This is a genomic window from Nonomuraea sp. NPDC001699, from assembly GCF_053596455.1.
Map to the genome: position 1 here is coordinate 166,219 of NZ_JBSFGF010000005.1, position 21,621 is coordinate 187,839.

General features: G+C 70.8%; 23 protein-coding genes and 1 riboswitch. Of the genes, 8 read left to right on the forward strand and 15 right to left on the reverse strand.

Translation table 11 applies throughout. From position 1 onward, the window contains the following. The first annotated feature begins 5 nt into the window (after positions 1 to 5). The gene (locus tag ACWCSU_RS17390; RefSeq protein ID WP_357702257.1) at positions 6 to 1,049 is read left to right on the forward strand and encodes a C40 family peptidase; all 1,044 of its coding nucleotides are present in this window, start codon (positions 6 to 8) and stop codon (positions 1,047 to 1,049) included. Between the two features lie 29 nt (positions 1,050 to 1,078). On the opposite strand, the gene ACWCSU_RS17395 is transcribed toward ACWCSU_RS17390, so the two are convergent. Continuing rightward, positions 1,079 to 1,291 (reverse strand): helix-turn-helix domain-containing protein, encoded by a 213-nt coding sequence (locus tag ACWCSU_RS17395; RefSeq protein WP_132597751.1) that lies wholly within the window; start codon positions 1,289 to 1,291, stop codon positions 1,079 to 1,081. Between the two features lie 278 nt (positions 1,292 to 1,569). Between ACWCSU_RS17395 and ACWCSU_RS17400 the strand changes: the two genes are divergently transcribed. Then, positions 1,570 to 2,673 carry a cytochrome P450 gene (locus ACWCSU_RS17400; protein WP_449935991.1) on the forward strand — a complete coding sequence of 368 codons (1,104 nt, stop codon included), beginning with the start codon at positions 1,570 to 1,572 and terminating at the stop codon, positions 2,671 to 2,673. Here the strand turns inward: ACWCSU_RS17400 and ACWCSU_RS17405 are convergent. Beyond that, positions 2,663 to 3,061, reverse strand: a complete 399-nt coding sequence (locus ACWCSU_RS17405; RefSeq protein WP_357702253.1) for a winged helix-turn-helix transcriptional regulator — start codon at positions 3,059 to 3,061, stop codon at positions 2,663 to 2,665. The two genes, ACWCSU_RS17400 and ACWCSU_RS17405, sit on opposite strands and share 11 nt — an antisense overlap. Positions 3,062 to 3,141: 80 nt before the next feature. On the opposite strand from ACWCSU_RS17405, the gene ACWCSU_RS17410 reads away from it, so the two are divergent. Then, positions 3,142 to 4,071: an NADP-dependent oxidoreductase gene (locus tag ACWCSU_RS17410; protein ID WP_449935994.1), complete on the forward strand. Its 930-nt coding sequence runs from the start codon at positions 3,142 to 3,144 to the stop codon at positions 4,069 to 4,071. A gap of 56 nt (positions 4,072 to 4,127) precedes the next feature. On the opposite strand, the gene lysX is transcribed toward ACWCSU_RS17410, so the two are convergent. Continuing rightward, positions 4,128 to 5,609 (reverse strand): bifunctional lysylphosphatidylglycerol synthetase/lysine--tRNA ligase LysX, encoded by a 1,482-nt coding sequence (lysX, locus tag ACWCSU_RS17415; RefSeq protein ID WP_357702249.1) that lies wholly within the window; start codon positions 5,607 to 5,609, stop codon positions 4,128 to 4,130. A gap of 148 nt (positions 5,610 to 5,757) precedes the next feature. On the opposite strand from lysX, the gene ACWCSU_RS17420 reads away from it, so the two are divergent. Next, positions 5,758 to 6,243, forward strand: a complete 486-nt coding sequence (locus tag ACWCSU_RS17420) for a hypothetical protein (protein ID WP_449935997.1) — start codon at positions 5,758 to 5,760, stop codon at positions 6,241 to 6,243. A 67-nt stretch (positions 6,244 to 6,310) separates the two neighbouring features. Here ACWCSU_RS17420 and ACWCSU_RS17425 read toward each other — a convergent pair whose 3' ends face one another. From ACWCSU_RS17425 to ACWCSU_RS17445, 5 genes are all read right to left on the reverse strand, one after another. Further along, the gene (locus ACWCSU_RS17425) at positions 6,311 to 7,093 is read right to left on the reverse strand and encodes a type III pantothenate kinase (protein WP_352318636.1); all 783 of its coding nucleotides are present in this window, start codon (positions 7,091 to 7,093) and stop codon (positions 6,311 to 6,313) included. A gap of 3 nt (positions 7,094 to 7,096) precedes the next feature. Next, entirely contained in the window at positions 7,097 to 9,622 is a 2,526-nt protein-coding gene (locus ACWCSU_RS17430) for an L-aspartate oxidase (RefSeq protein ID WP_449935998.1), read from the reverse strand. A gap of 82 nt (positions 9,623 to 9,704) precedes the next feature. Further along, positions 9,705 to 10,538, reverse strand: a complete 834-nt coding sequence (gene panC / locus ACWCSU_RS17435) for a pantoate--beta-alanine ligase (RefSeq protein WP_449936001.1) — start codon at positions 10,536 to 10,538, stop codon at positions 9,705 to 9,707. Positions 10,539 to 10,560: 22 nt separating this feature from the next. Further along, positions 10,561 to 11,451, reverse strand: coding sequence for a Rossmann-like and DUF2520 domain-containing protein (locus ACWCSU_RS17440; RefSeq protein WP_357702241.1), 891 nt, complete (start codon positions 11,449 to 11,451; stop codon positions 10,561 to 10,563). A 356-nt stretch (positions 11,452 to 11,807) separates the two neighbouring features. Beyond that, positions 11,808 to 12,032 carry a chaplin family protein gene (locus ACWCSU_RS17445; RefSeq protein ID WP_352358570.1) on the reverse strand — a complete coding sequence of 75 codons (225 nt, stop codon included), beginning with the start codon at positions 12,030 to 12,032 and terminating at the stop codon, positions 11,808 to 11,810. Between the two features lie 194 nt (positions 12,033 to 12,226). Here ACWCSU_RS17445 and ACWCSU_RS17450 point away from each other — a divergent pair, with 194 nt between their 5' ends. Beyond that, complete coding sequence (locus ACWCSU_RS17450) at positions 12,227 to 13,189, forward strand: SAM-dependent methyltransferase (RefSeq protein ID WP_449936004.1); 963 nt, start codon at positions 12,227 to 12,229, stop codon at positions 13,187 to 13,189. Here the strand turns inward: ACWCSU_RS17450 and ACWCSU_RS17455 are convergent. Next, positions 13,173 to 14,372, reverse strand: coding sequence for a cytochrome P450 (locus ACWCSU_RS17455; RefSeq protein ID WP_364084075.1), 1,200 nt, complete (start codon positions 14,370 to 14,372; stop codon positions 13,173 to 13,175). The two genes, ACWCSU_RS17450 and ACWCSU_RS17455, sit on opposite strands and share 17 nt — an antisense overlap. Positions 14,373 to 14,447: 75 nt before the next feature. Beyond that, positions 14,448 to 14,563, forward strand: a riboswitch (SAM riboswitch). 47 nt (positions 14,564 to 14,610) lie between these two features. Here ACWCSU_RS17455 and ACWCSU_RS17460 point away from each other — a divergent pair. Beyond that, positions 14,611 to 15,906 carry an aminotransferase class V-fold PLP-dependent enzyme gene (locus ACWCSU_RS17460; protein WP_449936006.1) on the forward strand — a complete coding sequence of 432 codons (1,296 nt, stop codon included), beginning with the start codon at positions 14,611 to 14,613 and terminating at the stop codon, positions 15,904 to 15,906. 2 nt (positions 15,907 to 15,908) lie between these two features. Here the strand turns inward: ACWCSU_RS17460 and ACWCSU_RS17465 are convergent, their stop codons facing one another. Continuing rightward, positions 15,909 to 16,613, reverse strand: a complete 705-nt coding sequence (locus ACWCSU_RS17465; RefSeq protein WP_357702233.1) for a DoxX family protein — start codon at positions 16,611 to 16,613, stop codon at positions 15,909 to 15,911. Positions 16,614 to 16,736: 123 nt separating this feature from the next. Between ACWCSU_RS17465 and ACWCSU_RS17470 the strand changes: the two genes are divergently transcribed. Then, positions 16,737 to 17,882 carry an NADH-quinone oxidoreductase subunit D gene (locus ACWCSU_RS17470; RefSeq protein ID WP_357702231.1) on the forward strand — a complete coding sequence of 382 codons (1,146 nt, stop codon included), beginning with the start codon at positions 16,737 to 16,739 and terminating at the stop codon, positions 17,880 to 17,882. Then, a complete protein-coding gene (locus ACWCSU_RS17475) occupies positions 17,879 to 18,964 on the forward strand; it encodes an acyltransferase family protein (protein ID WP_357702229.1) in 1,086 nt (361 codons plus the stop codon). Before ACWCSU_RS17470 ends, ACWCSU_RS17475 begins: the two co-directional genes overlap by 4 nt. Here the strand turns inward: ACWCSU_RS17475 and ACWCSU_RS17480 are convergent. The 5 genes from ACWCSU_RS17480 to folP are packed head-to-tail and all read right to left on the reverse strand — an operon-like array spanning position 18,961 to position 21,568. After that, positions 18,961 to 19,416: a DUF3180 domain-containing protein gene (locus ACWCSU_RS17480; RefSeq protein ID WP_357702227.1), complete on the reverse strand. Its 456-nt coding sequence runs from the start codon at positions 19,414 to 19,416 to the stop codon at positions 18,961 to 18,963. The two genes, ACWCSU_RS17475 and ACWCSU_RS17480, sit on opposite strands and share 4 nt — an antisense overlap. Then, the gene (folK, locus tag ACWCSU_RS17485) at positions 19,413 to 19,916 is read right to left on the reverse strand and encodes a 2-amino-4-hydroxy-6-hydroxymethyldihydropteridine diphosphokinase (protein ID WP_357702225.1); all 504 of its coding nucleotides are present in this window, start codon (positions 19,914 to 19,916) and stop codon (positions 19,413 to 19,415) included. Before folK ends, ACWCSU_RS17480 begins: the two co-directional genes overlap by 4 nt. Further along, the gene (gene folB / locus ACWCSU_RS17490) at positions 19,913 to 20,278 is read right to left on the reverse strand and encodes a dihydroneopterin aldolase (protein WP_357702223.1); all 366 of its coding nucleotides are present in this window, start codon (positions 20,276 to 20,278) and stop codon (positions 19,913 to 19,915) included. Before folB ends, folK begins: the two co-directional genes overlap by 4 nt. Then, positions 20,268 to 20,714, reverse strand: coding sequence for a nuclear transport factor 2 family protein (locus tag ACWCSU_RS17495; protein WP_352318611.1), 447 nt, complete (start codon positions 20,712 to 20,714; stop codon positions 20,268 to 20,270). Before ACWCSU_RS17495 ends, folB begins: the two co-directional genes overlap by 11 nt. Continuing rightward, the gene (folP, locus tag ACWCSU_RS17500) at positions 20,711 to 21,568 is read right to left on the reverse strand and encodes a dihydropteroate synthase (protein ID WP_449936010.1); all 858 of its coding nucleotides are present in this window, start codon (positions 21,566 to 21,568) and stop codon (positions 20,711 to 20,713) included. The genes ACWCSU_RS17495 and folP overlap by 4 nt, the downstream gene beginning before the upstream one ends. Positions 21,569 to 21,621: the final 53 nt, after the last annotated feature.

Consider the following 21,621-nt stretch of genomic DNA (forward strand, 5'->3'; position numbering starts at 1 on the left):
GGTTGGTGAAGCGGACGCTCGATCGCGAGGGGAAGCCGGGGGGCAGGCACGCCCGTCCCCGGGAGCAGGCCAGGCGCTCACGTCGCCTCGGCGTCATCGGCGCCGCCGTCGCCGCGATGCTGTTCGCCGTACCCGTCGGTTCCGCCGCCGCCGACCCGAAGCCGTCGCTCTCCGAGCTGGCCGACCAGGTCGAGAAGATGCACGAAGAGATCGAGACGCTGACCGAGGAGTACAACGGGCAGCGCGAACGGCTGAAGTCCGCGCAGAAGGCCAACGACGCCGCCCAGAAGACCCTGGCCACCAGCGAGTCCGACCTGGCCGCCAAGCGCGCCAGGGCCACGCTGCTCGCCCAGAACGCCTACATCACCGGCGGCCTGGACAAGGCCCTGGTCTTCGCCCAGTCCGACGACCCTGAGACCTTCCTCGACCGGGCCGCGACCACGTACGCGCTCGAACAGCAGCAGGGCGAGGAGGTCAACCAGCTCGCCAAGGCCATGGAGGCCGCCGAGCGCGCCAGGTCGGGCGCCAAGACCCGCATCGCCGAGGTCCAGAAGATCGTCAGTGATCTTGAGGGCAAGCGCTCGAAGATCACCAAGCTGGTCGCCAAGGTCGAGAGCAACCTCTACCGGCGGGCCGTCGGCGAGGCCGGCCGGCCCGGCACCCGCGCCGTACGCGTCAACCTGCCGGTCATCGGCAACGGCAAGGCCGCCCAGGCCGCCAAGTGGGCCCTCACCCAGCAGCTCAAGCCGTACGTGTGGGGCGCCGAAGGGCCGCGCTCCTACGACTGCTCCGGCCTGGTGATGGCCGCCTACCAGCGCGTGGGCATCTCGCTCCCCCACTACACCGGCGACCAGTGGACGGCCGGCACGCACATCAGCCGCGACCAGCTCCGCGCCGGCGACCTGGTCTTCTTCTACAGCGACCTGCACCACGTCGGCATCTACATCGGCGGCGGCATGATGGTCCACGCACCGCAGACCGGCGACGTCGTCCGGATCTCCGCGCTCGGCAATCGGCCGTTCGCCGGCGCCGTGCGCATCGCGGACTGACCGGCGATTCACTTCGGAGTTCCGCGCCGTCAGATGAGCTGGCGGCGCGCCGCCCATGCCACGGCCTCGATCGCCGTGGCCACGCCGATGCGGTCGCAGATGCCTCTGAGCCGCCGGCGTACGGTCCGTCCGCTGATATCCAGCCGTCTCCCGACCCGGTCGACGGTCACCCCTCTGGCCAGTTCAGCCAGTAACGCCAAATCCGCGTGGCTCAGCTCAACGCCTTCAGTGAGCACATCCACCGGGAGCCCTCCCCCCAACAGCAGAACTTGGACCTTTCAGTAGGAGCAAAGCCGCTCGTCTCGGTGAAGGTAAACGCATCGCGGAAAGGTCGTCAAGCACGACAATCGCCGCCCTTGACCAGTGCTATTGACATGATCACTTATATGTGACGTACTCCGCATATGTCGGCACGCCACGGTCCGCTATGAATGGTCCAAACGATCAATTGGCCGGCCCGGTCCAGCCACCGATGAGCGCCACCGACCTCCTGGGTTTTGATCCCTCGGATCCGCAATTTGTGCGCGATCCGTACGTCCGATATCGAGAGCTCCGCGCGGCCGGGGCGATCTTCAGAACGCGCGGCGGGCTGCTCGTCACGACCACCTACGAGCTGTGCGCGGCCGTCCTGCGTGACCCGATGTTCGGTCACGGAACGTCCGCCCCCGTGGCGGAAGAGGCAGGTCAGCCCGGCAGGTCGTTCCTGCTCATGGACCCGCCCGATCACACCCGGTTGCGGAACCTTGTCAGCCGCGCGTTCACCCCGCGCATGGTCGAACGGCTCAGGCCGCGGGTCGAGGCGATCACCGCCGACCTGATCGGACGGCTGCCGGAGGAGGCGGAGCTGATTTCCGGCTTCGCCCACCCGCTGCCGGTGATGGTGATCAGCGAGATGCTCGGGGTGCCGCCGGAGGACCACGAGCGCTTCCGCGGATGGAGCGAGGCTCTTGCCCGCGGACTTGACCCGATGCTGACAGACGCTCTCATGTCGGAAACGGAGCGTTCCAGGAACGAGTTCCGCGACTACTTCCGCCGCCTGATCGCCCTGCGCCGCGAGCGTCCCGGCGAGGACCTCCTGAGCGCCCTCGCGCACGTCGAGGAGTTGACCGAGGCCGAGTTGCTGTCGACCTGCGTGCTGCTGCTCGTGGCCGGTCACGAGACCACCGTCAACCTCATCGCGAACGGCGTGCTGAACCTGCTGCGGCACGGCCTGCTGCACCGCGCCGCCGAGCGGCCGAGGGAGGTGGTCGAGGAGGTGCTGCGCTTCGATCCGCCGGTCCAGCTCACCTCCAGGATCGCGCTGGAGGACAGGGAACTGGGCGGCACGCCGGTGCCCGCCGGCTCGGCCGTCCTCGTGCCGATCGGCGCGGCCAATCGCGATCCGGCCGCGTTCGCCGATCCCGACCGGTTCGACCCGGGCCGCGAGCCCGGCCGGCATCTCGCCTTCGGGCTCGGCCTGCACTTCTGCCTGGGGGCGACGCTGGCCAGGATGGAGGGCGAGATCGCGCTGTCCGCGCTGGCCGTGGCCGCGCCGAAGATGGAGGCCGCCGATCCGGAGCCGCCGTACAAGGAGAACGTGGTGCTGCGCGGGCTGGCCCGGCTGCCGGTGCGGCTCAGGCGGTAGCGTCGTAGCGTTCCCTGGCGGCCTCGACGTCCTCGATGTGCTCCTCGGCCCAGGTCTTGATGGCGATCACCAGCGGCATCAGGCTCTCGCCGAGCGGGGTGAGCGCGTAGTCGACCCGTACCGGCACCTGCGGCGTCACCCGGCGCGCCACCAGGCCGTCGCGCTCCAGGCCGCGCAGGGTCTGGGTGAGCATCTTCTGGCTGACCCCCGCGATGTGCCGGGACAGGTCGCTGTAGCGGCGCTCACCGCGGGCCAGCGCGCTGAGCACCAGCGTGACCCATTTGTCGCTGAGCCGGTCGAGCAGCTTGCGGGAAGGGCATTCGGCGAAGTAGGCGTCGAAGGCCAGCCTGGCCTGGTCACGCCGCTGCGCCGCCGTCGTGGTCGCCACCGTCTCACTCCTTGCCGTATGTTACGCACTTCCAGGTGCCTACTTACCGAAAGAGAGTAGCTCTTCTTAGGGTCGTGGGCATGACGAACATGCGTGCACTCATCGGCGGCTCCGGCGTTCCCCTGCTGGTGTCCGCACCGTTGCCGGAGGCGGGGCCCGGCCAGGTACGGGTCAAGGTGGCGGCGGCCGGGGTCAACCCCTTCGACCTGGCCGTGGCGGCCGGGGCGCTGGCCTCGTACGGGCTGGCCAGGAAGCTGGACTCGTACGGGATCGGCTTCGACGCGGCGGGGACCGTGGACCAGGTGGGCCCGGGCACCTCGTTCACCGTGGGCGAGGACGTCGTGGGGCTCTCCGCGCGGCTGGAGCTGCCGCACAAGGCGCAGGCCGAGTACGTCGTGCTGGACGCCTCGGCCGTGGCCCGCGCCCCGCGGAACGTGAGCCCTGCACACGCCTCCACGCTGCCGCTCAACGGCCTCACCGCCTGGCAGGCGCTCGACCGGACCGGCGTCGGCCCAGGGGGCACCCTGCTGGTCACGGGGGCGGCGGGGGCCGTCGGCGGCTACCTGGTCGAGCTGGCCGCCGTCCGCGGCGTCAGGGTGGTGGCCGCCGCCGGCGCCGCGGACGAGGAACTGGTACGCGGCTTCGGGGCGGAATGGTTCGTCCCCCGTGAGGAGGACCTGGCCGAGGGCGTACGGGCGCGGGTCCCCGGCGGGGTGGACGCCGTCGTGGACGCCGCCGTGCTGGGCCTGCCCGCGCTCGACGCCGTACGGGACGGCGGGACCTTCGTGGGGCTCACGTCGGGGGCCGCGCCGGTGCCGCTGCGCGGGACGGACGTGGCCACCGTGCTCTTCCGCTCGGACGCCGGGCAGCTCGCGGAGCTGGTGCGCCTGGTCGAGGCCGGACGGCTGACGTTGCGGGTGGCCGACACGTACCCGCTGGAGAAGGCCGCCGACGCCCACGCCCGCCTGGCCGAGGGCGGGCTGCGCGGACGCCTCGTGCTGGTGCCCTGACCGCCCTGACCGCCCGTTCCGGCGCCCCGCGCATCGGCGGGGCGCCGGACGACGGCTCAGTGAGTGGGCTTGACCAGCGGGAACAGAATGGTCTCGCGGATGTTCTTGCCGGTGAAGGCCATGATCATCCGGTCGATGCCGGCGCCCATGCCACCCGTGGGCGGCATCGCGTACTCAAGGGCCTGGAGGAAGTCCTCGTCGAGCTGCATGGCCTCCAGGTCGCCGCCCGCGGCCAGCAGCGACTGCTCCACCAGGCGGTGGCGCTGGTCGATCGGGTCGTTGAGCTCGGAGTAGCCGGTGCCGAGCTCGGTGCCGAACCCGATCAGGTCCCACTTCTCGGTCAGCAGCGGGTTGTCGCGGTGGAGGCGGGCCAGCGGCGAGGTCTCCAGCGGATAGTCCATGACGAACGTCGGCTGCACGAGCGTGTGCTCGACCAGCGCCTCGAAGAGCTCCTGGACGAGCTTGCCCGAGCCCCACTTCGCGTCCCAGTGGACCTCGCGGCGGTCGGCGATCTTCCGCAGCTCGTCGAGGGTGGTCTCGGTGGTGATCTCCTCGCCGACCGCGTCGGACACCAGGTCGTAGAGCCTGACCCGGGGCCACTTCTCCGCGCCGAGGTCGATCTCGACGCCGTCGTGCACGACCACAGTGGTGTCCAGGGCGGCCACGACGGCCTTCTGGTACATGCGCTGCGTCAGGTCGGCGATGTCGTTGTAGTCGAGGTAGGTGCCGTAGGCCTCGAGCATGGTGAACTCGGGGTTGTGCGTGGAGTCGGCGCCCTCGTTGCGGAAGTTGCGGTTGATCTCGAAGACCTTCTCGACGCCGCCGACCACCAGCCGCTTGAGGTAGAGCTCGATCGCGATGCGAAGGTAGAGCTCCATGTCGTAGGCGTTGATGTGGGTCTTGAACGGCCGGGCCGTCGCGCCGCCGTGGATGGGCTGCAACATCGGGGTCTCGACCTCGAGGTAGCCCTCCTCGTGCCAGAAGTCGCGCACCGCGCGCACGGTCGCGCTGCGCACCCGGGCCATCTTCCTGGCCTCGTCGTTGACGATGAGGTCGACGTAGCGCTGGCGCACCCGCGCCTCGGGGTCGGTGAGGCCGACGTGCTTCTCCGGCAGCGGGCGCAGGCACTTGGCGGTGATCTGCCAGCTGTCGGCGAGGATCGACAGCTCGCCGCGGCGCGAGGTGATGACCTCGCCGATCACGCCGACGTGGTCGCCCAGGTCGACGTCGCGCTTCCAGGCCGCCAGGGACTCCTCGCCCACCTTGTCGAGCGAGATCATGACCTGTAGGTCGTCGCCGCCGTCGCGGAGCGTGGCGAAGCAGAGCTTGCCGCCCACGCGGTTGAGCATGACGCGGCCCGCGACCGCGACCGTCTCGCCGGTGGCGGTGTCGGGCTCCAGGCCCTGGTGTTTCTCCCTGACCTCGGCGTTGGTCGCCGTGCGTGGGAAGTTCACCGGGTAAGGGTCGACGCCCTCGCTGCGGAGGCGGTCGAGCTTTTCCCTCCGGATGCGCATCTGCTCTGGAAGTTCCTCGCTCACAACAACAAAGCGTAGGGGATACGGCGAACTGCAAGCGCTCGTGACGGTTCTCTGCAGGGGCCCTGCAAGGCCCCTTTTGTACCAATGAGTCACGAGCTCCGGGGGGAGCCGGCAAGGAGCCGGCCCGAGAGGAGCTCCGGGAGAGATCATGATGAAGAAGATCGCGACGGGCATCCTCGCCATCGCCGCCACCAGCGCCGTGGCCCTGTCGCTTCCTTCGGCCGCCAGCGCCACCACCGCCACCGCCGCCGACTTCGACGACTACTCCGACTACTGGGGCCCGGTGTACGCCAAGCAGCACCTGGCCAAGGCCCAGGGTCACGTCGACGTCGCGTGGGACGAGGAGGACTCCAACGAGGTCCAGGTCACCGGCCGGCTCTACGACCTGGACGACCGCGACTACGACGAGGGCGGCAAGTGCGCGTACGTGAAGTTCCAGGCCGAGGACTCCGACGGCGACTGGTCCACGGTCTACACCAGGAAGTACTGCGGCTCCCCGGGCTACAAGAAGTTCCACTTCGAGGAGAACGACGTCTTCACCCTGCGGGTCAAGGTCTGCCAGGTTCCCGAGCAGGGCACCTTCGCCACCAAGTGCGGCTCCTGGCGCGAGCTCTACAGCGCCGAGGACGCGTGACGCTCATAGGTGACACCACGACCGACAGGCGGCCCCCCCTTCCCAAGCGGGGGCCGCTTGTCACGTTCTAAGCGGTGTTCCGGTGATAAATCAGGCGCAGGCCGATGAGGGTCAGCCAGGGCTCGTGCACGTCGATCGAGCGCGACTCGCCGACCACCAGCGCCGCATGGCCGCCGGTCGCCACGACGGTCACCTCGTCGGGGTCGTCGGCCAGCTCGGCGGCCATCCGCTCGACGATGCCGTCGACCTGGCCGGCGAAGCCGTAGATGATGCCCGCCTGCAACGCCTCGACCGTGTTCTTGGCGATCACCGAACGCGGCCTGACCAGCTCGACCTTGTGCAACTGGGCGCCGGCGGCGGCCAGGGCGTCGACCGAGATCTCGATGCCGGGGGCGGTGACCGCCCCGACGTACTCGCCCTTGGCCGACACCGCGTCGAAGGAGGTGGCGGTGCCGAAGTCGACGATGATGCACGGGCCGCCGTACTGGTCGATGGCGGCCAGGGCGTTCACGATGCGGTCGCTGCCGACCTCTTTGGGGTTGTCCATGCGGACCGGCACGCCCGTGCGCACACCGGGCTCCACGATCACGGCGGTGACGTCGCCGTAGTAGCGGCGGCACATCTCCCGCATCTCGTTGAGCACGCTCGGCACGGTCGAGCAAATGGCGATGCCGCTGATGTCGGCGCCCTTGAGCAGTGGTGACTGGGCCAGCAGCCCCTGGAGCACGACGGCGATCTCGTCGGCGGTGCGGCGGGCGTCGGTGGCCAGCCTCCAGTGCTCGATGACGTCCTCGCCCTCGAACAGCCCCAGCACCGTGTGCGTGTTGCCGACGTCGATCGTGAGCAGCATCAATTACCCCCGCAAATCCAGTGCGATGTCCAGGGCCGGCGCCGAGTGGGTGAGCGCTCCCACCGCAAGGTAGTCAACGCCAGTTTCAGCCACATCACGAGCCGATTCCAAGGTCAATCCCCCACTCGCTTCAAGCGCAACCCTGTTTTTCGCCCGACCTTTCACGATTTGTACGGCATGTACGGTGTCCTCGACCGTGAAGTTGTCCAGCAGGATCTCCTCGGCGCCCTCGTCCAGCAGGGGCTCCAGCTGGTCGAGCCGGTCGATCTCGACCTCGATCGGCAGCTCGGGATAGCGCTCCCGCACCGCCCGGTACGCCTCGGCCACGCCGCCGGCCGCCACGACGTGGTTGTCCTTGATCAGGGCCGCGTCTGACAGCGACCTGCGGTGGTTGACGCCGCCGCCGCAGCGCACGGCGTACTTCTCCAGGGACCGCAGACCCGGCAGGGTCTTGCGGCTGTCGCGCACCCGCGCCCGCGTGCCCTCGATCGCGGCGACCCACCGGGCGGTCATCGTGGCCACCCCGGACAGGTGTGTGAGCAGGTTGAGCGCGGTGCGCTCGGCGGTCAGCACCGCCCGCGTCGGGCCCTCGACCGTCATCAGCACGTCGCCGGCCGCGACCCGCTCGCCGTCCTTGGCCCGCCGCTCGACCCGGCCGGCGCCCAGCCGGAGGAACACCGCCTCGGCCACGCCCAGCCCGGCCACCACGCCGTCCTTGCGGGCCACCACGTCGCCGGTCGAACGCTGCCCGGCCGGGATCGTGGCCAGGCTGGTCACGTCGCCGGCCTCCTGCAGGTCCTCTTCGAGCGCGCGGTCGATCAGCGCGTCGACCTCGGCCGGGTCGAGCCCGGCGGCGGTCAGCTCCTGTGCCAGGCGCGGCGGCATCGTCTCACCGTGCGGGGTGTACGTCATGCGAAGGCCCTCCTCGGTCAGGGTCACGTCCAGGTGGCCCAGCCACTCATTGTCGTCCCGGCTCTCGTGGTCCTCGCGCCAGTGGGAGCCGCGCGTCTCCAGCCGCGCCGCCGCCACGCCGGTCAGGACGGCGGCGACGGTGAGCAGGTTGGTCGCCTCCCACGACTCGGTGCAGGCGGGCACCTCGACGGGCGTCCAGAGCGCGTCGCGCAGCGCCTTCGACGTGGCCTGCAGCGACGCGCGGCTGCGCAGCACCCCGGCGCCGGCGCTCATGTGCGCCTGGAGCCTGGTCCTGACCCTGGGGTCCACCAGGCCCGTCGCGGCCCGTGCCGGAACCGGCTCGCCCGGCTGCGGACGCCTCCGGTGGATGTCCTCGGCGATGCGCTCGGCGAAGACCAGCCCCTCAAGGAGCGAGTTCGAGGCCAGCCGGTTGGCCCCGTGGACGCCGGTGCAGGCGACCTCGCCACAGGCGTACAGGCCCTCGATAGAGGTACGGCCGGACAGGTCGGTGTGGACGCCGCCGCTCGCGTAGTGGGCGGCCGGCGAGACGGGGATCGGTTCGGTGACCGGGTCGATGCCGTGCTCGCGGCAGACGGCGTAGATGGTGGGGAAGCGGCTCTCCCACTTCACCCTGCCGAAGTGGCGGCCGTCGAGGAAGACGTGGTCGCGGCCGGTCTCGCTCATGGTCGTGGTGATCGCCTTGGCCACGACGTCGCGCGGCGCCAGGTCGGCCAGCTCGTGCACGCCCTGCATGAATCTGTTGTTCTCGTGGTCGACGAGGAAGGCGCCCTCGCCCCTGACCGCCTCGGAGATCAGCGGCTGCTGGCCGGTCGAGCCCTCGCCCAGCCACAACACGGTCGGGTGGAACTGCACGAATTCGAGGTCGCGCACGACCGCCCCGGCCCGCAGCGCGAGCGCCACGCCGTCGCCGGTGGACACGACCGGGTTGGTGGTGGCGGCGTAGACCTGGCCCATGCCGCCGGTGGCGAGCACCACGGCCCGCGCCCGCACCGCCCCGACGCCGTCGCGCGCGCCCTCGCCCATGACGTGCAGGGTCACCCCCCTGGCCCGGCCGTGGGCGTCCTTGAGCAGGTCGAGCACCAGCGCGTGCTCGATCACCTCGATCGAGCCGGCGCGCACCGCCTCGACCAGCGCCCGCTGCACCTCTGCGCCCGTGGCGTCGCCGCCGGCGTGCACGATCCTGCGGCGACGGTGCCCGCCCTCCCTGGTGAGCTGGAGCTCCCCGTTGGGATTGCGGTCGAACCGGGCGCCGCGTTCCATGAGCCGCCGCAGCGCGCCGGGCCCCTCCGTCACCAGCGTCCGCACGGCCTTGGTGTCGCACAGCCCGACCCCGGCCAGCAGCGTGTCGCTCAGGTGCTCTTCGGCGGTGTCGCGCGGGTCGAGCACAGCGGCGATGCCCCCCTGGGCCCACTTGGTGGACCCGGCCGACAGCACGTCCTTGGTGACGACCAGGACCTTGGCCGCGGGATCCAGCTCAGCGTGGCGCAGCGCCACGGTCAGGCCCGCGACGCCGGACCCGACGACGACCACGTCGGCGTCGACGGTCCAGCCGGGTTCGGGGGCCGTCAGGTGCAGGGGAATCGCCGGTGCACTCATGGGGGTCTCCTCGCTGAGGCGATTTCGTCACTATGACGATAACGCCTGCCGCAGCGTGGACATGCCCCGGGGGCCGTACGGATCAGGGGCGCACGCTCACCACGACGTTGTCGATCAGCCGGGTGCCGCCCACCCTGGCCGCCACGGCGAGCACGGCCGAGCCTTCGTAGGAGTCGTCGACCTCCTTGAACGTGGCCGGATCGACCAGCGCCAAGTAGTCGAGGTCGAGCTCGGGCCCGGCCTCGGCGAGCACCGCGCGGGCGGTGGCCCGCATCGCGCCGGCGGTCAGCTCGACCGCACCCGCCCGCAGGGCACGGGACAGGGCCAGCGCGACCGTGCGGTCGCCGGCCGACAGGTAACGGTTGCGGCTGGACAGGGCCAGGCCGTCGGGCTCGCGTACGGTGGGCGCCCCGACGATCTCGATGGACAGGTCGAGGTCGGCCACCATGCGGCGGATGACGGCGAGCTGCTGGGCGTCCTTCTGGCCGAAGATCGCCAGGTCGGGTCGCACCAGGTTGAACAGCTTGAGCACCACCGTCAGCACGCCGTCGAAGTGGCCCGGCCTGGACGCGCCCTCGACGATCGAGCCCATCTCGCCCGCGCAGACGCTGACCTGACGATCGGGGCGGTACATGTCCTGCGGCGAGGGCGCGAACACGACGCCGACGCCCTCCTCCCGGCACACGTCGAGATCGGCCTCGAATGTACGGGGATAGCGTGAAAAATCCTCGTTAGGCCCGAATTGCAGAGGGTTGACGAAGATGCTGACCACGACCTGGTCGGCGCGTACGCGAGCGGCCCTCATCAGCGACCGGTGGCCCTCGTGCAGCGCGCCCATGGTCGGGACCAGCGCCACCCGCCCCTCGCCCCGAGCCTTCGCCAGGTCGTCCCGGTCGCCGGCCACGATCAGATCCATTGCTGCCCTCCACACCCGACGGTCAGGTCCATATATTGCCCCCAAGCGCGTCGAGCAGCCGCTCGGCCTCCTCCGGTTTGAGCAGCCCCGCGGCCAGTGCCCGGTCGGCGGTGAGCCGGGCCAGCGCGATGTAGGCGTCGGCGGCCTCCGGAGCGGCCAGGATCAGCGCGTCGACGTGTTTGCGCACCGTGCCCGCGTCGCCGCGGACGACCGGCCCGGTGAGCCCGGCGATGCCCAGCCGCAGCACGTTGTCGAGCGCCGCGCCGAGCAGCGGGCCCAGCATGCGCCCCGGGTGCTCGACGCCGATGCGCTGCAGCAGCTCCTCGGACTCGGCGATGAGCGTGACCATGTGGTTGGCGGCGTTGGCCAGGGCCGCGTGGTAGAGCGCGCGGTCGCTCTCGGCGATCCAGACCGGCTCGCCGCCCATCTCGATCACCAGGGCCTCGGCGACCGGTCGCAGCAGGTCGGGCGCGGTCACGCCGAACGAGATGCCAGTGATCTTGTTGAGGTCGTCGTCGCGGCCGGTGAAGGTCATGACCGGGTGGAGCGCGAGCGGCAACGCACCCGCCTGCGCGGCCGGGTCGAGCACCGACAGGCCGTACGCGCCGCTGGCGTGGACGAGCAGCTTGCCCTTGAGGTCGGCGCCCGTGCGGGCCAGCCCGGCCACGAGGTCGGGCAGCGCGTCGTCGGGAACGGTCAGCAGGATGAGCTGGGAGGCGGCCACCACCTCGTCGGGCCGGGTCAACTCGACCCCGAGCCGGTCGGCGGCCCATCTGCGCGAGGTGTCGGAGACCCCGCTCGCGGCCACGATCCGGTGGCCCGCCTGAGCCAGCGCGGCGCCGAGCACGGAGCCGACCTTGCCCGCACCGAGCACGCCGACGGTCAGCCGTGCCGGGCGATCACCTGCGTCCATGACGTCTCACCCCTGTCGACCGCAACGGCACCGTGGTGGCACCGTGAAGGCACTGCGGACCAGCGTAACCGGCGGGCGGGGGCCGACAGGTCGGGGGCCGTCGAACACGTTCCGGCATGTCCGGCGCTTTGCCGCCCGTTGAGTTAACGACAAATGCGACAGGGGCATACGAATCATGCACCCCCTGTCGAAAGAGATGAGGAGAGGGGTCCACGCACGACGACGGGCGCCGAGTCCTGACAACCCGACGCCCGCCTGGATGCGACCTCTTGGAGGTGCACTGACCGGTCATCCGCCGACTGACCGGCCGGGATCAGAGCCCGGACCGCGCGCGAGCGGTCCGGGCTCTCCCTGCCTCAGCGGCTGTAGACCGCGGTGTTGGGGCTCCCCTGGCAGCCGTTGATCGGCACCGCCTGGATGCCGATGTTGTTGCCGCAGACGGGCACGACGGCGGTGATGGGGAGGTGGATCGGGCTGCCGCTCAGGATGCCGTTGTTGCCGTGGGTGACATCGTCGGCGTACGCGGGGGCCGCCAGGGCCAGGAGGGCGATGGCACCTGCCATGACCAGAGTCTTCTTCACGGGGGGCTCCTCTCAGTCTGCGGCCTCAGGGCCGCAATGCTTTCGGTGGAGCGATCCGGCTCGCCGCTTACCGCGGATGGGCGAAACGCAGTCGCTCTGTGACAGTGCGTAAACGTTAGCGCAATGTAGCGACCAAGAGTAGTCAATGGACAACTCTGCGTGTCGAACCCTTCGGTCATGAGATAGTCACCCTCATGTGGCTCACCTGGCGCGCCGCCACGGAACGCGCGCTCTACGGCGAGGAGGGCTTTTACCTCCGCGAACGCCCCTCGGGCCACTTCCGCACCTCGGTCGGAGCCTCGGCCGTGTTCGCGGAGGCGGTCCTGGCCCTGCTGGCGGAGGTGGACTCCGAGCTCGGCTCCCCCGAGCGGCTCGACCTGGTCGACGTCGGCGCGGGCGAGGGGGTGCTGGTCAGCCGCATCCTCGCGGCGGCCGAGCCCGCTCTGCGCGACCGGCTCCGGGTCACGTGCGTCGACCTTTCGTCCAGGCCCGCCGGGCTGCCCGAGCAGGTGGAGTGGAGCCGCTGCCTGCCCTCCAGCATCACCGGGCTGGCCGTCGCCAACGAGTGGCTCGACAACATCCCGCTCGACGTGGCCGAGCAGACCTCCGGCGGCCCCCGTCTGGTCATGGTCAACACCAGGACCGGCGAGGAGCGCCTCGGCGGCCCGCTGCGGCCCGCCGACCGCGAATGGCTCGAACGCTGGTGGCCGCTGCCGCACGTGGGCACCCGCGCCGAGATCGGCCGCCCCCGCGACGACGCCTGGGCCTCCGTTCTGGTACGTCTCACCCACGGCCGGGCGATAGCCGTGGATTATGCACACCCTGTGGATAACCGACCGCTCTGTGGCACGCTGACCGGTTACCGCGGCGGCGCGGTCGTGGCCCCCGTCCCCGACGGGACCTGCGACATCACCGCCCACGTCGCCCTCGACGCGTGCGCCGAGGCCGGGCGGCGGGCCGGCGCGATATCCACAACCTTGTCCACACAGCGCGACATGCTGCGGGCGCTGGGCCTCACCGGCGCCCGGCCGCCGGTCGACCTCGCCGCCGCCGATCCGCGCGCCTACGTACGGGCGCTGTCGAGGGCGTCGGAGGAGGCCGAGCTGATCGATCCGGCCGGGCTGGGCGGGTTCGGCTGGCTCAGCCAGAGCCGGTGACGTCGAGGTCGAGCGAGCGCAGGCCGCGGATGACGAACCCGGGCTTGTAGACCGGCTCCGCGCGCAGCTCGATCGTCCCGACCCGGTCCAGCAGCGCGGTGAACGACTCCGTCAGCTCGATCCTGGCCAGCGGCGCGCCCAGGCAGAAGTGGATGCCCGCGCCGAAGGAGATGTGCGGGTTGTCCGGGCGGCCCAGGTCGAGCCGGTCCGGGTCCTCGAACACCTCGGGGTCCCTGTTGGCCGAGCCGAACAGGCAGGCCACCTCCGAGCCGCGCGGGATCCGCACGCCGTGGACCTCGATGTCCTCCAGCACCCAGCGCTCGAAGAGCTGGAGCGGGGTGTCGTAGCGCAGCAGCTCCTCGATGGCGGTCGGCAGCAGCGAACGGTCGGCGCGCAGCCGGGCCAGCTCGCCGGGGTTCTTCAGCAGGGCCCGCCAGCCGTTGCCGGAGACGTTGACCGTGGCCTCGTGGCCCGCGTTCAGCAGCAGGACGCAGGTGCCGGCCAGCTCGTCGAGGGTCAGCTCGGGGATCGCGGCCAGGGCGCTGACCAGGTCCTCGCCGGGGTTGGCGATGCGTTCGCGGGCCAGGTCCTTGAGGTAGGACTCGAACTCCTCGGCCGCGCGCACCGCCTGGTGCTGGGTCTCCAGGCTGGGGTTGAGCTCGTACATGCCGCACATGTCGGCCGACCACGGGCGCAGCAGGTGACGGTCCTGCTCGGGCACGCCGAGCATCTCGGCGATGACGGTGACCGGCAGCGGCTCGGCGACCTCGGCGATCAGGTCGCCGCCGCCCTTCTCGACGTACGCGTCGATCAGGCTCTCGGCGATGGCCCGGACGCGCGGGCGCAGCGACTCGACCATGCGGGGCGTGAACGCCTTGGACACCAGCCGGCGCAGCCTCGTGTGGTCCGGCGGCTCGACCTCCAGCATGCCGTTCCTGCTGACGCGCCAGAAGGCTTCCTGGAACTCCGGCTCGGGCTGCCGGCCGAACTCCTCGTGCGTGGCGACGTGGGTGTAGTCGCGGCCCAGCCGGCGGTCTCTGAGCAGCGCGTTCACGTCCGCGTGCCGGGAGATCAGCCACTGGTTGGACGGCTCGAAGTAGCGTACGGGCGCCTCGCGCCTCAGCTCGTCGTACGCCGGATAGGGGTCGACGACGAAATCCGGATTCCAGGGATCAAAGCGCACTATTTCATCTTATGAGACGGGTTGACCTGCTGGGCTTGCGAATCGTGCCCCGGTGTCGGTTATAGTGCCGTCGTAGGTCATGAGTGCCAGCGACAAGCCCCGGCTAGCTGGCCGGCAACCCTCGCGTCCGCGGCGGGGTGCCCCGGGTGAAGACCTGGTCCGTCACGAGGTGTGGCGGGCAAGCGCGGGCTCCGTGGCTGTTCCCAGGGGTCCGACCGACCCCGTGAGGAGCCGTGCCATGTCCACTTTGACGATCTTCAACTCCGTGCCCGCCCAGGCCGCCGAGACCCCCGCCGCCCCCGTCGCCGCCTCCGGACGGCCGATCCCCGCCGTGCTCGGCGCCGACCTGGAGGTGCCGGTCAAGGGCGGCCGCCTGGTCAGCTACGCCAACCTCGACTACGCCGCCAGCGCCCCCTGTCTTGAGCCGGTCAGCGCCGCCGTCGCCGCCGCGCTCCCGGCCTACTCCAGCGTCCACCGCGGCGCGGGCTACGCCTCCCAGCTCACCACCGCCCGGTACGAGCAGGCCCGCCACACGGTCAGGGCCTTCGTCGGCGCCCGTGCCGACGACGCCGTCATCTTCACCCGCAACACCACCGACGCCACCAATCTGCTGGCCCGCTGCCTGCCCGAGGACGCGACCGCCGTCGTCTTCGACTCCGAGCACCACGCCTCGCTGCTGCCCTGGGCGCGGTCCGTGCGCCTGGCGCCGCCCGCCTTCCCCGGCGAGGCCGTCCGCGCCGCCGACGAGGCGCTGGCCGGGATCGAGGGCCCCAAGCTGCTCGTGGTCACCGCCGCCTCCAACGTCACCGGCGAACTGTGGCCCATCGCCGCCCTGGCCCACATCGCCCACCGGCACGGCGCCCGCATCCTGGTGGACGCCGCCCAGCTCGTCCCGCACCGCAGGCTCAACCTGACCGCGCTCGACCTGGACTACGTGGCCTTCTCCGGCCACAAGCTGTACGCGCCCTTCGGCGCCGGCGTGCTGATCGGACGCCGTGACTGGCTGGCCGAGGGCGAGCCGTACCTGAAGGGCGGCGGCGCGGTGCGCTCGGTCGGCGAGACCACCGAGTGGCACGACGACCCCGAGCCCCGCCACGAGGCCGGCACCCCCAACGTGCTCGGCGCCATCGCCCTGGCCGCCGCCTGCGACGCGCTCACCGCCACCGGGTGGACGGAGCTGGTGCGCGAGGAGGAGCGCCTGATCGCCCGGCTGCGTACCGGGCTGTCGTCGATCGAGGGGGTGCGCGAGCTGTCGCTGTGGGGCGAGGACCACCCCCGGGTGGGGATCGTGTCGTTCGTCGTGGACGGCTACTCGGCCCGGGAGGTGGCCGAGGCGCTGTCCGGCGAGTACGGCATCGGCGTGCGTGACGGGAAGTTCTGCGCGCACCCGTTCGTCCGGCACCTGCTGGGCACCTCGGACGGCGGCTGCGAGGACGGGACCGCCTCCGCGGTACGCGCCTCCATCGGCATCGGCAGCACGCAGGAGCACGTCGACCGCCTGGTCGAGGCCCTGCGGGACCTGGTCGGCCGCTGAGCTCAGCGGTTGGGCGGCTTCGGGTGGGGCGGCTCGTCGGACACCAGGGCGTCGATGTCCCTCATGTCCTCGTCGTTGAGGTGCCCGGGGCGCGGCGCGTTGGGCTGCCTCGGCACGTTGGGCTGCTCGACCTCGCCCTCGGGCCGGACCGGCGTCGTCGGGCCGCCCTCGGGTCGCGTCGGGCCGCTCTCCGGGCCGGGCTGTGTCACGGGCCCCTCGGTGACGACCGTCGTCGGCTCGGCACGCCGGGCCGGCCGGTGCGCGGCGAGGTCGTCCTCGGCGATCCGGCGTTCCTTGCGGCGGCGGAACATCGAGTGGACGATGCCGTCGAGGCCAATGCGGCCGCCACCCAGCGCGGCGAGCATCAGCGAGAGCGCGCCGAGCGCGCCCGGCAGCTCCCATCCCCCGTTCTGCGACAACACCCCGTGTCCTGCGTGCACGAAGACGATCGCGCCGATCATGTCGATGAGCAGCAACAACGCCACCGGCCGGACCAGCAGGCCGAGGATCAACAGGACGCCGCCGATCAGCTCCACAATGGCGGCGAATCCGGCGGACAACCCAGGCATGGGTATGCCCATCTCCCGGAACTGTCCCGCCGCGGCACCCAGCCCGCCCTGCCACTTCTGCCAGCCGTGGACCACGAAGATCACGCCGAGTACCACCCGGGAGATCAGGGCCGCCACATCAAACAGAACTCTTCTCACAGTGCTTTCTCCCCCCGTTCCCGGTATTGATCCCCATGTCTGGCTTCGGGATGCGTTGCCATACGATTCCTTGACCATCCCCCACGCTGGCTCACCTTGCGGGACGGTGGCAGCATGGGCCCTATGACGGAACGCGTGGTCGGGATCGGCGCCGGCGCGAAGGAGCTGGCGACCGAGGACATGATCCTCAACATCGGTCCCCAGCACCCCTCCACGCACGGCGTGCTCAGGCTCCGGCTCACCCTCGACGGCGAGCGCATCACGGCGGCCGAGCCGATCATCGGCTACATGCACCGGGGCGCGGAGAAGCTGTTCGAGGTCCGCGACTACCGCCAGATCATCATGCTCGCCAACCGGCACGACTGGCTGTCGGGGTTCGCCAACGAGCTGGGCGTCGTGCTGGCCGCCGAGCGGCTGCTCGGCATGGAGGTGCCGGTCAGGGCCGTGTGGGCGCGTACGCTGCTGGCCGAGCTCAACCGGGTGCTCAACCACCTGATGTTCCTCGGCTCCTACCCCCTCGAACTGGGCGCGATCACCCCCGTCTTCTACGCCTTCAACGAGCGCGAACGCATCCAGGCCGTCATGGAGGAGATCTCCGGCGGGCGCATGCACTACATGTTCAACCGGGTCGGCGGCCTGAAGGAGGACCTGCCGCTCGGCTGGCTCGACCGGGTCGCCGAGGCCGTGGCCGAGACCCGCCGCCGGGTGCCCGACATCGAGAACCTCATCCTGAACAACGAGATCTTCCTCGCCCGCACCAAGGGCGTCGGTGTGCTGACCCGCGAGCAGATCCTCCAGTACGGCGTCAGCGGGCCCATCGCCCGCGCCTCCGGCGTCGATCTCGACCTGCGGCGCGACGACCCGTACCTGGCGTACGGGGAGCTGCCGGTCAAGGTCGTCACCCGGCGCGACGGCGACTGCCATGCCCGGTTCGAGGTGCTGTTCGAGCAGCTCAAGGTCTCCCTCGACCTGGCCGACGCGTGCGTCGCCCGGCTGCGCGAGCTGCCTCCCGGGCCGGTCAACCAGCGCCTGCCGAAGGTGCTCAAGGTGCCGGAGGGCCACACGTACGCGTGGACGGAGAACCCGCTCGGCATCAACGGCTACTACCTGGTCTCCAAGGGCGACAAGACGCCGTGGCGGCTCAAGCTGCGCTCGGCGTCGTTCGGCAACGTCCAGGCGCTGCGCGAACTGCTGCCCGGGACCCTGGTGGCCGACATGATCGCCATTCTCGGCTCGATGTTCTTCGTCGTGGGTGACATCGACAAGTGAGCACCCCCGAACGCGACAAGTACGTCGACTGGCTGCGCGCCCTCAGCCTCATCGTCGTGGTGGTCTGGCACTGGGCGTTCACGATCCTGGAGTGGAAGCCCACCGGGCCCGAGCCCACCAGCCCGCTCGGCTTCACCTCCGGGTTGTGGATCCTGACCTGGCTGCTCCAGGTGCTGCCGCTGTTCTTCTACGTCGGCGGCCACGTGCACCTGCTGTCCTGGAACCGGGCCCAGGCGCGCGGCGTCGGCATCGGGGCGTTCGTGTGGCGGCGCATCCGCGCGCTGTCCCTGCCCGCGTTGTTCCTGTGCGGCGTGTGGATCTCCGTCGGCGCGGTCGTCACCTGGGCCTTCCACGTGGAGTGGATGTGGCGGGTGGTGCTGCTCGTGCTCAGCCCGCTGTGGTTCCTCGGCGTCTACCTGGTGCTGATCGCGCTGCTGCCGGTGGCCCTGTACCTGCACAGACGCTACGACGTGCTGGCCCTCATCTGGCTCGGCGGCTCGGCCCTGGTCGTGGACGTCGTACGCTTCCGTTACGGCTACGAGTGGGCCGGCTGGCTCAACATGATCATCGTCTGGGGTCTGGCCCACCAGGCGGGCTTCTTCTACGACCGGATCGTCGTCCTGCCGAGGCGGTACGACGTCGGCATCCTGTGGACCGGCCTGTTCGCCCTGATCGGCCTGGTCTACTCGGGCATCTACCCGGGCTCGATGGTCGGCGTGCCCGGCGACAAGTGGTCGAACATGGCGCCGCCCACGTTCGTCATCGTCGCCCTGCTGATCTTCCAGATCGGCCTGGTCGAGGTGCTGCGCCCGGCCATGGAACGGGTGCTCGAACGCCCCCGCTGGGCCCGCGCGAACTCCTTCATCAACCGCTACGCCCTGCCGCTGTTCCTCTTCCACACGACCGGCATGGCGATCGCCTTAGGGCTGTCGTGGTGGCTGTTCGGCAACCTCGGCACGAAGATCCCGCCGGACCTGAAGTGGTGGCTGGAGCGGCCGATCGCCATCGTCGGGCCGCTGATCTGCACGCTTCCGGTCATCTACCTCTTCGGCCGCCGCCGCCCCTCCGCCAAGACGCGCTAGTCGGACTTGCGCTCGTCGGAGTCCTTGGGGATGCGGCAGCAGTGTTCGAGGTAGAGGGCCGCGCAGACGAGCACCACGCAGGCCACGAACGACCCGGCCGCCACGAAGAACTCCGAACGCGGCGTCTCCCGGTCGAAGATCTGCAGCGTGTACGCGGCGAACCCGGCGAACATGCCCGCGAACACCGCCCCCGCGTACGCCGACGCCTTGGCCAGCGCCGCCAGCCGGGCCACCGCCAGCGGCTCGACCGGCTTGGTGTCCGGCTTCCTGGCGATCCTGGCCTTGGTCACCCACCCGCTGTAGCCCTCGCCGAGGGCCAGCAGCAGCACGGTCGGGATGGCCGTCCAGGGCATGATGGGCAGGTCGGAGTAGAAGTGCCGGACCGCCGCCCAGACGACCAGGGCGACGACGAGGAGGAGAGCGGCCAGCCGGCCGGGATGCGTCGGCCTCAATCGGGCCTCTGCAGCTTCAGGTCGTCGCGCAGGTGCACGCCGTGCCGGTCGAGCCCGGCCAGCAGGTCGGCCACCCGGCCCCTGCCCGGCACCGTGGCCTCGGGGTCGACCACCGACCAGGGCACCAGCACGAACGCGCGCTCGTGCACCCGGGGATGCGGCAGCGTCAGCTCGGGGTCGTCGGACACGGTCTCGCCGACGACGATCAGGTCGACGTCGAGCGTGCGCGGCCCCCACCGCTCCTCACGCACCCGCCCGTAGGCGTTCTCCACGCCCAGCGCCCGTTCGAGCAGCGTACGCGGCGGCAGCTCGGTCTCGGCGACCACGACCGCGTTGAGATACGGCTCCTGCCCGGCGGGCCCTCCGACCGGATCGGTCTCGTAGACCGGGGACACCTTGACGAACTCCAGGCCCGGGGCGTCGAACATCGTGTCGATGGCCCCCTGCAACGTCTGGAACCGCTCGCCCAGGTTGCTGCCGAGCGCGAGGACGGCCTTCATGTGCGGCTCCTCTCGATCGTCACGATCACATCGTCGAACGGCAGCGGGATCGGCGCCGCCGGTTTGTGCACACTCACCTCGACCTTGTCGACCAGCTCACTGGCCAGGCAGACGTCGGCCAGCCGCTGCGCCAGCGTCTCGATCAGCTCGACCGGCTCACCCTCGACCACCTCGACCAGCGCCTGAGCCAGCTCGCCGTAGTGGACGGTCTTGGTGAGATCGTCGCCGGCCGCCGCCGGGGCGGTGTCGAGGAACAACGTCGCGTCGACCACGAACTCCTGGCCGAGCTCCCGCTCGGCGGGCAGGACGCCGTGCCTGCCCCTGGCCCGCAGGCCCTTGAGAGCGATGCGGTCAGACCTCAAGCTCGCCCTCCTCGTCCTCGTCGTCGTCTCCCTGGAGCACCGGGGAGCCGTGGTGCATCCACAACCGCCAGCCCTGTGAGGTGCGGATGTAGACGTTACTGGCCACCACCTTGCCCGCGGCGAAGCTGGACTCCCCCTCCTCGCCCGCCGTCAGGATGTTCTCCACGCAGGTGAGCACGGCCACGTCGCCCAGCACGGTCGTGTTGACGTCGGTCAGCACGAACTGGATGTAGGTGGTGTTGGCCATGATCAGCGCCCACGACCGCAGCACCTCCGACCGGCCGGTCAGCAACGTCCAGCCCGGGTGGACGCAGCTCACCTGGTCGTCGGCGGTGTCCTCGGCCCAGATCTCGGTCATCTTGTCGAGATCGGCGCTCTCGATCGCGGTGTAGAACTCCTGGTTGACCGTCTCGATGGCGGCAGTGTCGACGCTCATGTGCCTGCTCCGGCTCTCTTCCATGCGGCCGCCACGCGCACGGCATCGGCATTGGGACCTACCTCGTGCACGCGCACGCACCAGGCCCCCGCCTGCGCCGCCAGCGCGGTCACCGCCAGCGTTGCGTCGTCGCTCCTGCTGAACGGGCGGGGTGCGCCGTCGGGGCCGGCCAGCAGCCGCCCGAGGAAGCGCTTGCGGGAGGCCCCGATCAGCAGCGGGTAGCCCAGCTCGGCGAGCTGCGGGATGCCGGCCAGCAACGCCCAGTTGTGCTCGGCGTTCTTGGCGAAGCCGAGGCCCGGGTCGAGCACGATCTGCTCCGGCGACACCCCCTCGGCCAGCACCAGGTCGACCCGCTTGCTCAGCTCCTCGCGCACCTCTGTCACGACGTCGGCGTAGACGGCGCGGCTGTCCATGTCATGGCTGTGGCCACGCCAGTGCATCACCACGTAGCGCGCCCCCGTGGCGGCGACCACGCGCGGCATCGCGGGATCGGCCAGGCCGCCGCTCACGTCGTTGACGAGCCTGGCGCCCGCCTCGACCGCGGCCCTGGCCACCTCGGCGCGCATCGTGTCGACGCTCACCGCGACGCCCTCGGCGTCGAGCGCCCGGATCACCGGGACGACCCTGGCCAGCTCCTCCTCCAGCGACACCCGGGCGGCGCCGGGACGGGTGGACTCACCGCCCACGTCGACGATGTCGGCCCCCTCCCGCACCAGGTCGAGACCGTGCTGGACGGCGGCCTCCTCGTCGAACCACAGGCCGCCGTCGGAGAAGGAGTCGGGGGTCACGTTGACCACGCCCATGACGAGGCACCGCTCCGTACCGCCCGGCACGTTGATGGGCACGCTAGTCATGGGGCAAGCCTAGGCGTTCCCCCACACCTGCCGACATCTCGGGTCCCCAGTTG

What these genes read in the sequence shown, in the direction of transcription:
- ACWCSU_RS17420 (WP_449935997.1), top strand. Translation starts at nt 5,758, where the DNA reads ATGATGAAGAAGATCGCGACGGGCATCCTCGCCATCGCCGCCACCAGC.
- ACWCSU_RS17425 (WP_352318636.1), bottom strand. Translation starts at nt 7,093, where the DNA reads ATGCTGCTCACGATCGACGTCGGCAACACGCACACGGTGCTGGGGCTG.
- ACWCSU_RS17410 (WP_449935994.1), top strand. Translation starts at nt 3,142, where the DNA reads ATGACGAACATGCGTGCACTCATCGGCGGCTCCGGCGTTCCCCTGCTG.
- folK (WP_357702225.1), bottom strand. Translation starts at nt 19,916, where the DNA reads ATGAAGGCCGTCCTCGCGCTCGGCAGCAACCTGGGCGAGCGGTTCCAG.
- ACWCSU_RS17430 (WP_449935998.1), bottom strand. Translation starts at nt 9,622, where the DNA reads ATGAGTGCACCGGCGATTCCCCTGCACCTGACGGCCCCCGAACCCGGC.
- panC (WP_449936001.1), bottom strand. Translation starts at nt 10,538, where the DNA reads ATGGATCTGATCGTGGCCGGCGACCGGGACGACCTGGCGAAGGCTCGG.
- ACWCSU_RS17440 (WP_357702241.1), bottom strand. Translation starts at nt 11,451, where the DNA reads ATGGACGCAGGTGATCGCCCGGCACGGCTGACCGTCGGCGTGCTCGGT.
- ACWCSU_RS17495 (WP_352318611.1), bottom strand. Translation starts at nt 20,714, where the DNA reads ATGAGCGTCGACACTGCCGCCATCGAGACGGTCAACCAGGAGTTCTAC.
- ACWCSU_RS17460 (WP_449936006.1), top strand. Translation starts at nt 14,611, where the DNA reads ATGTCCACTTTGACGATCTTCAACTCCGTGCCCGCCCAGGCCGCCGAG.
- ACWCSU_RS17450 (WP_449936004.1), top strand. Translation starts at nt 12,227, where the DNA reads ATGTGGCTCACCTGGCGCGCCGCCACGGAACGCGCGCTCTACGGCGAG.
- folP (WP_449936010.1), bottom strand. Translation starts at nt 21,568, where the DNA reads ATGACTAGCGTGCCCATCAACGTGCCGGGCGGTACGGAGCGGTGCCTC.
- ACWCSU_RS17470 (WP_357702231.1), top strand. Translation starts at nt 16,737, where the DNA reads ATGACGGAACGCGTGGTCGGGATCGGCGCCGGCGCGAAGGAGCTGGCG.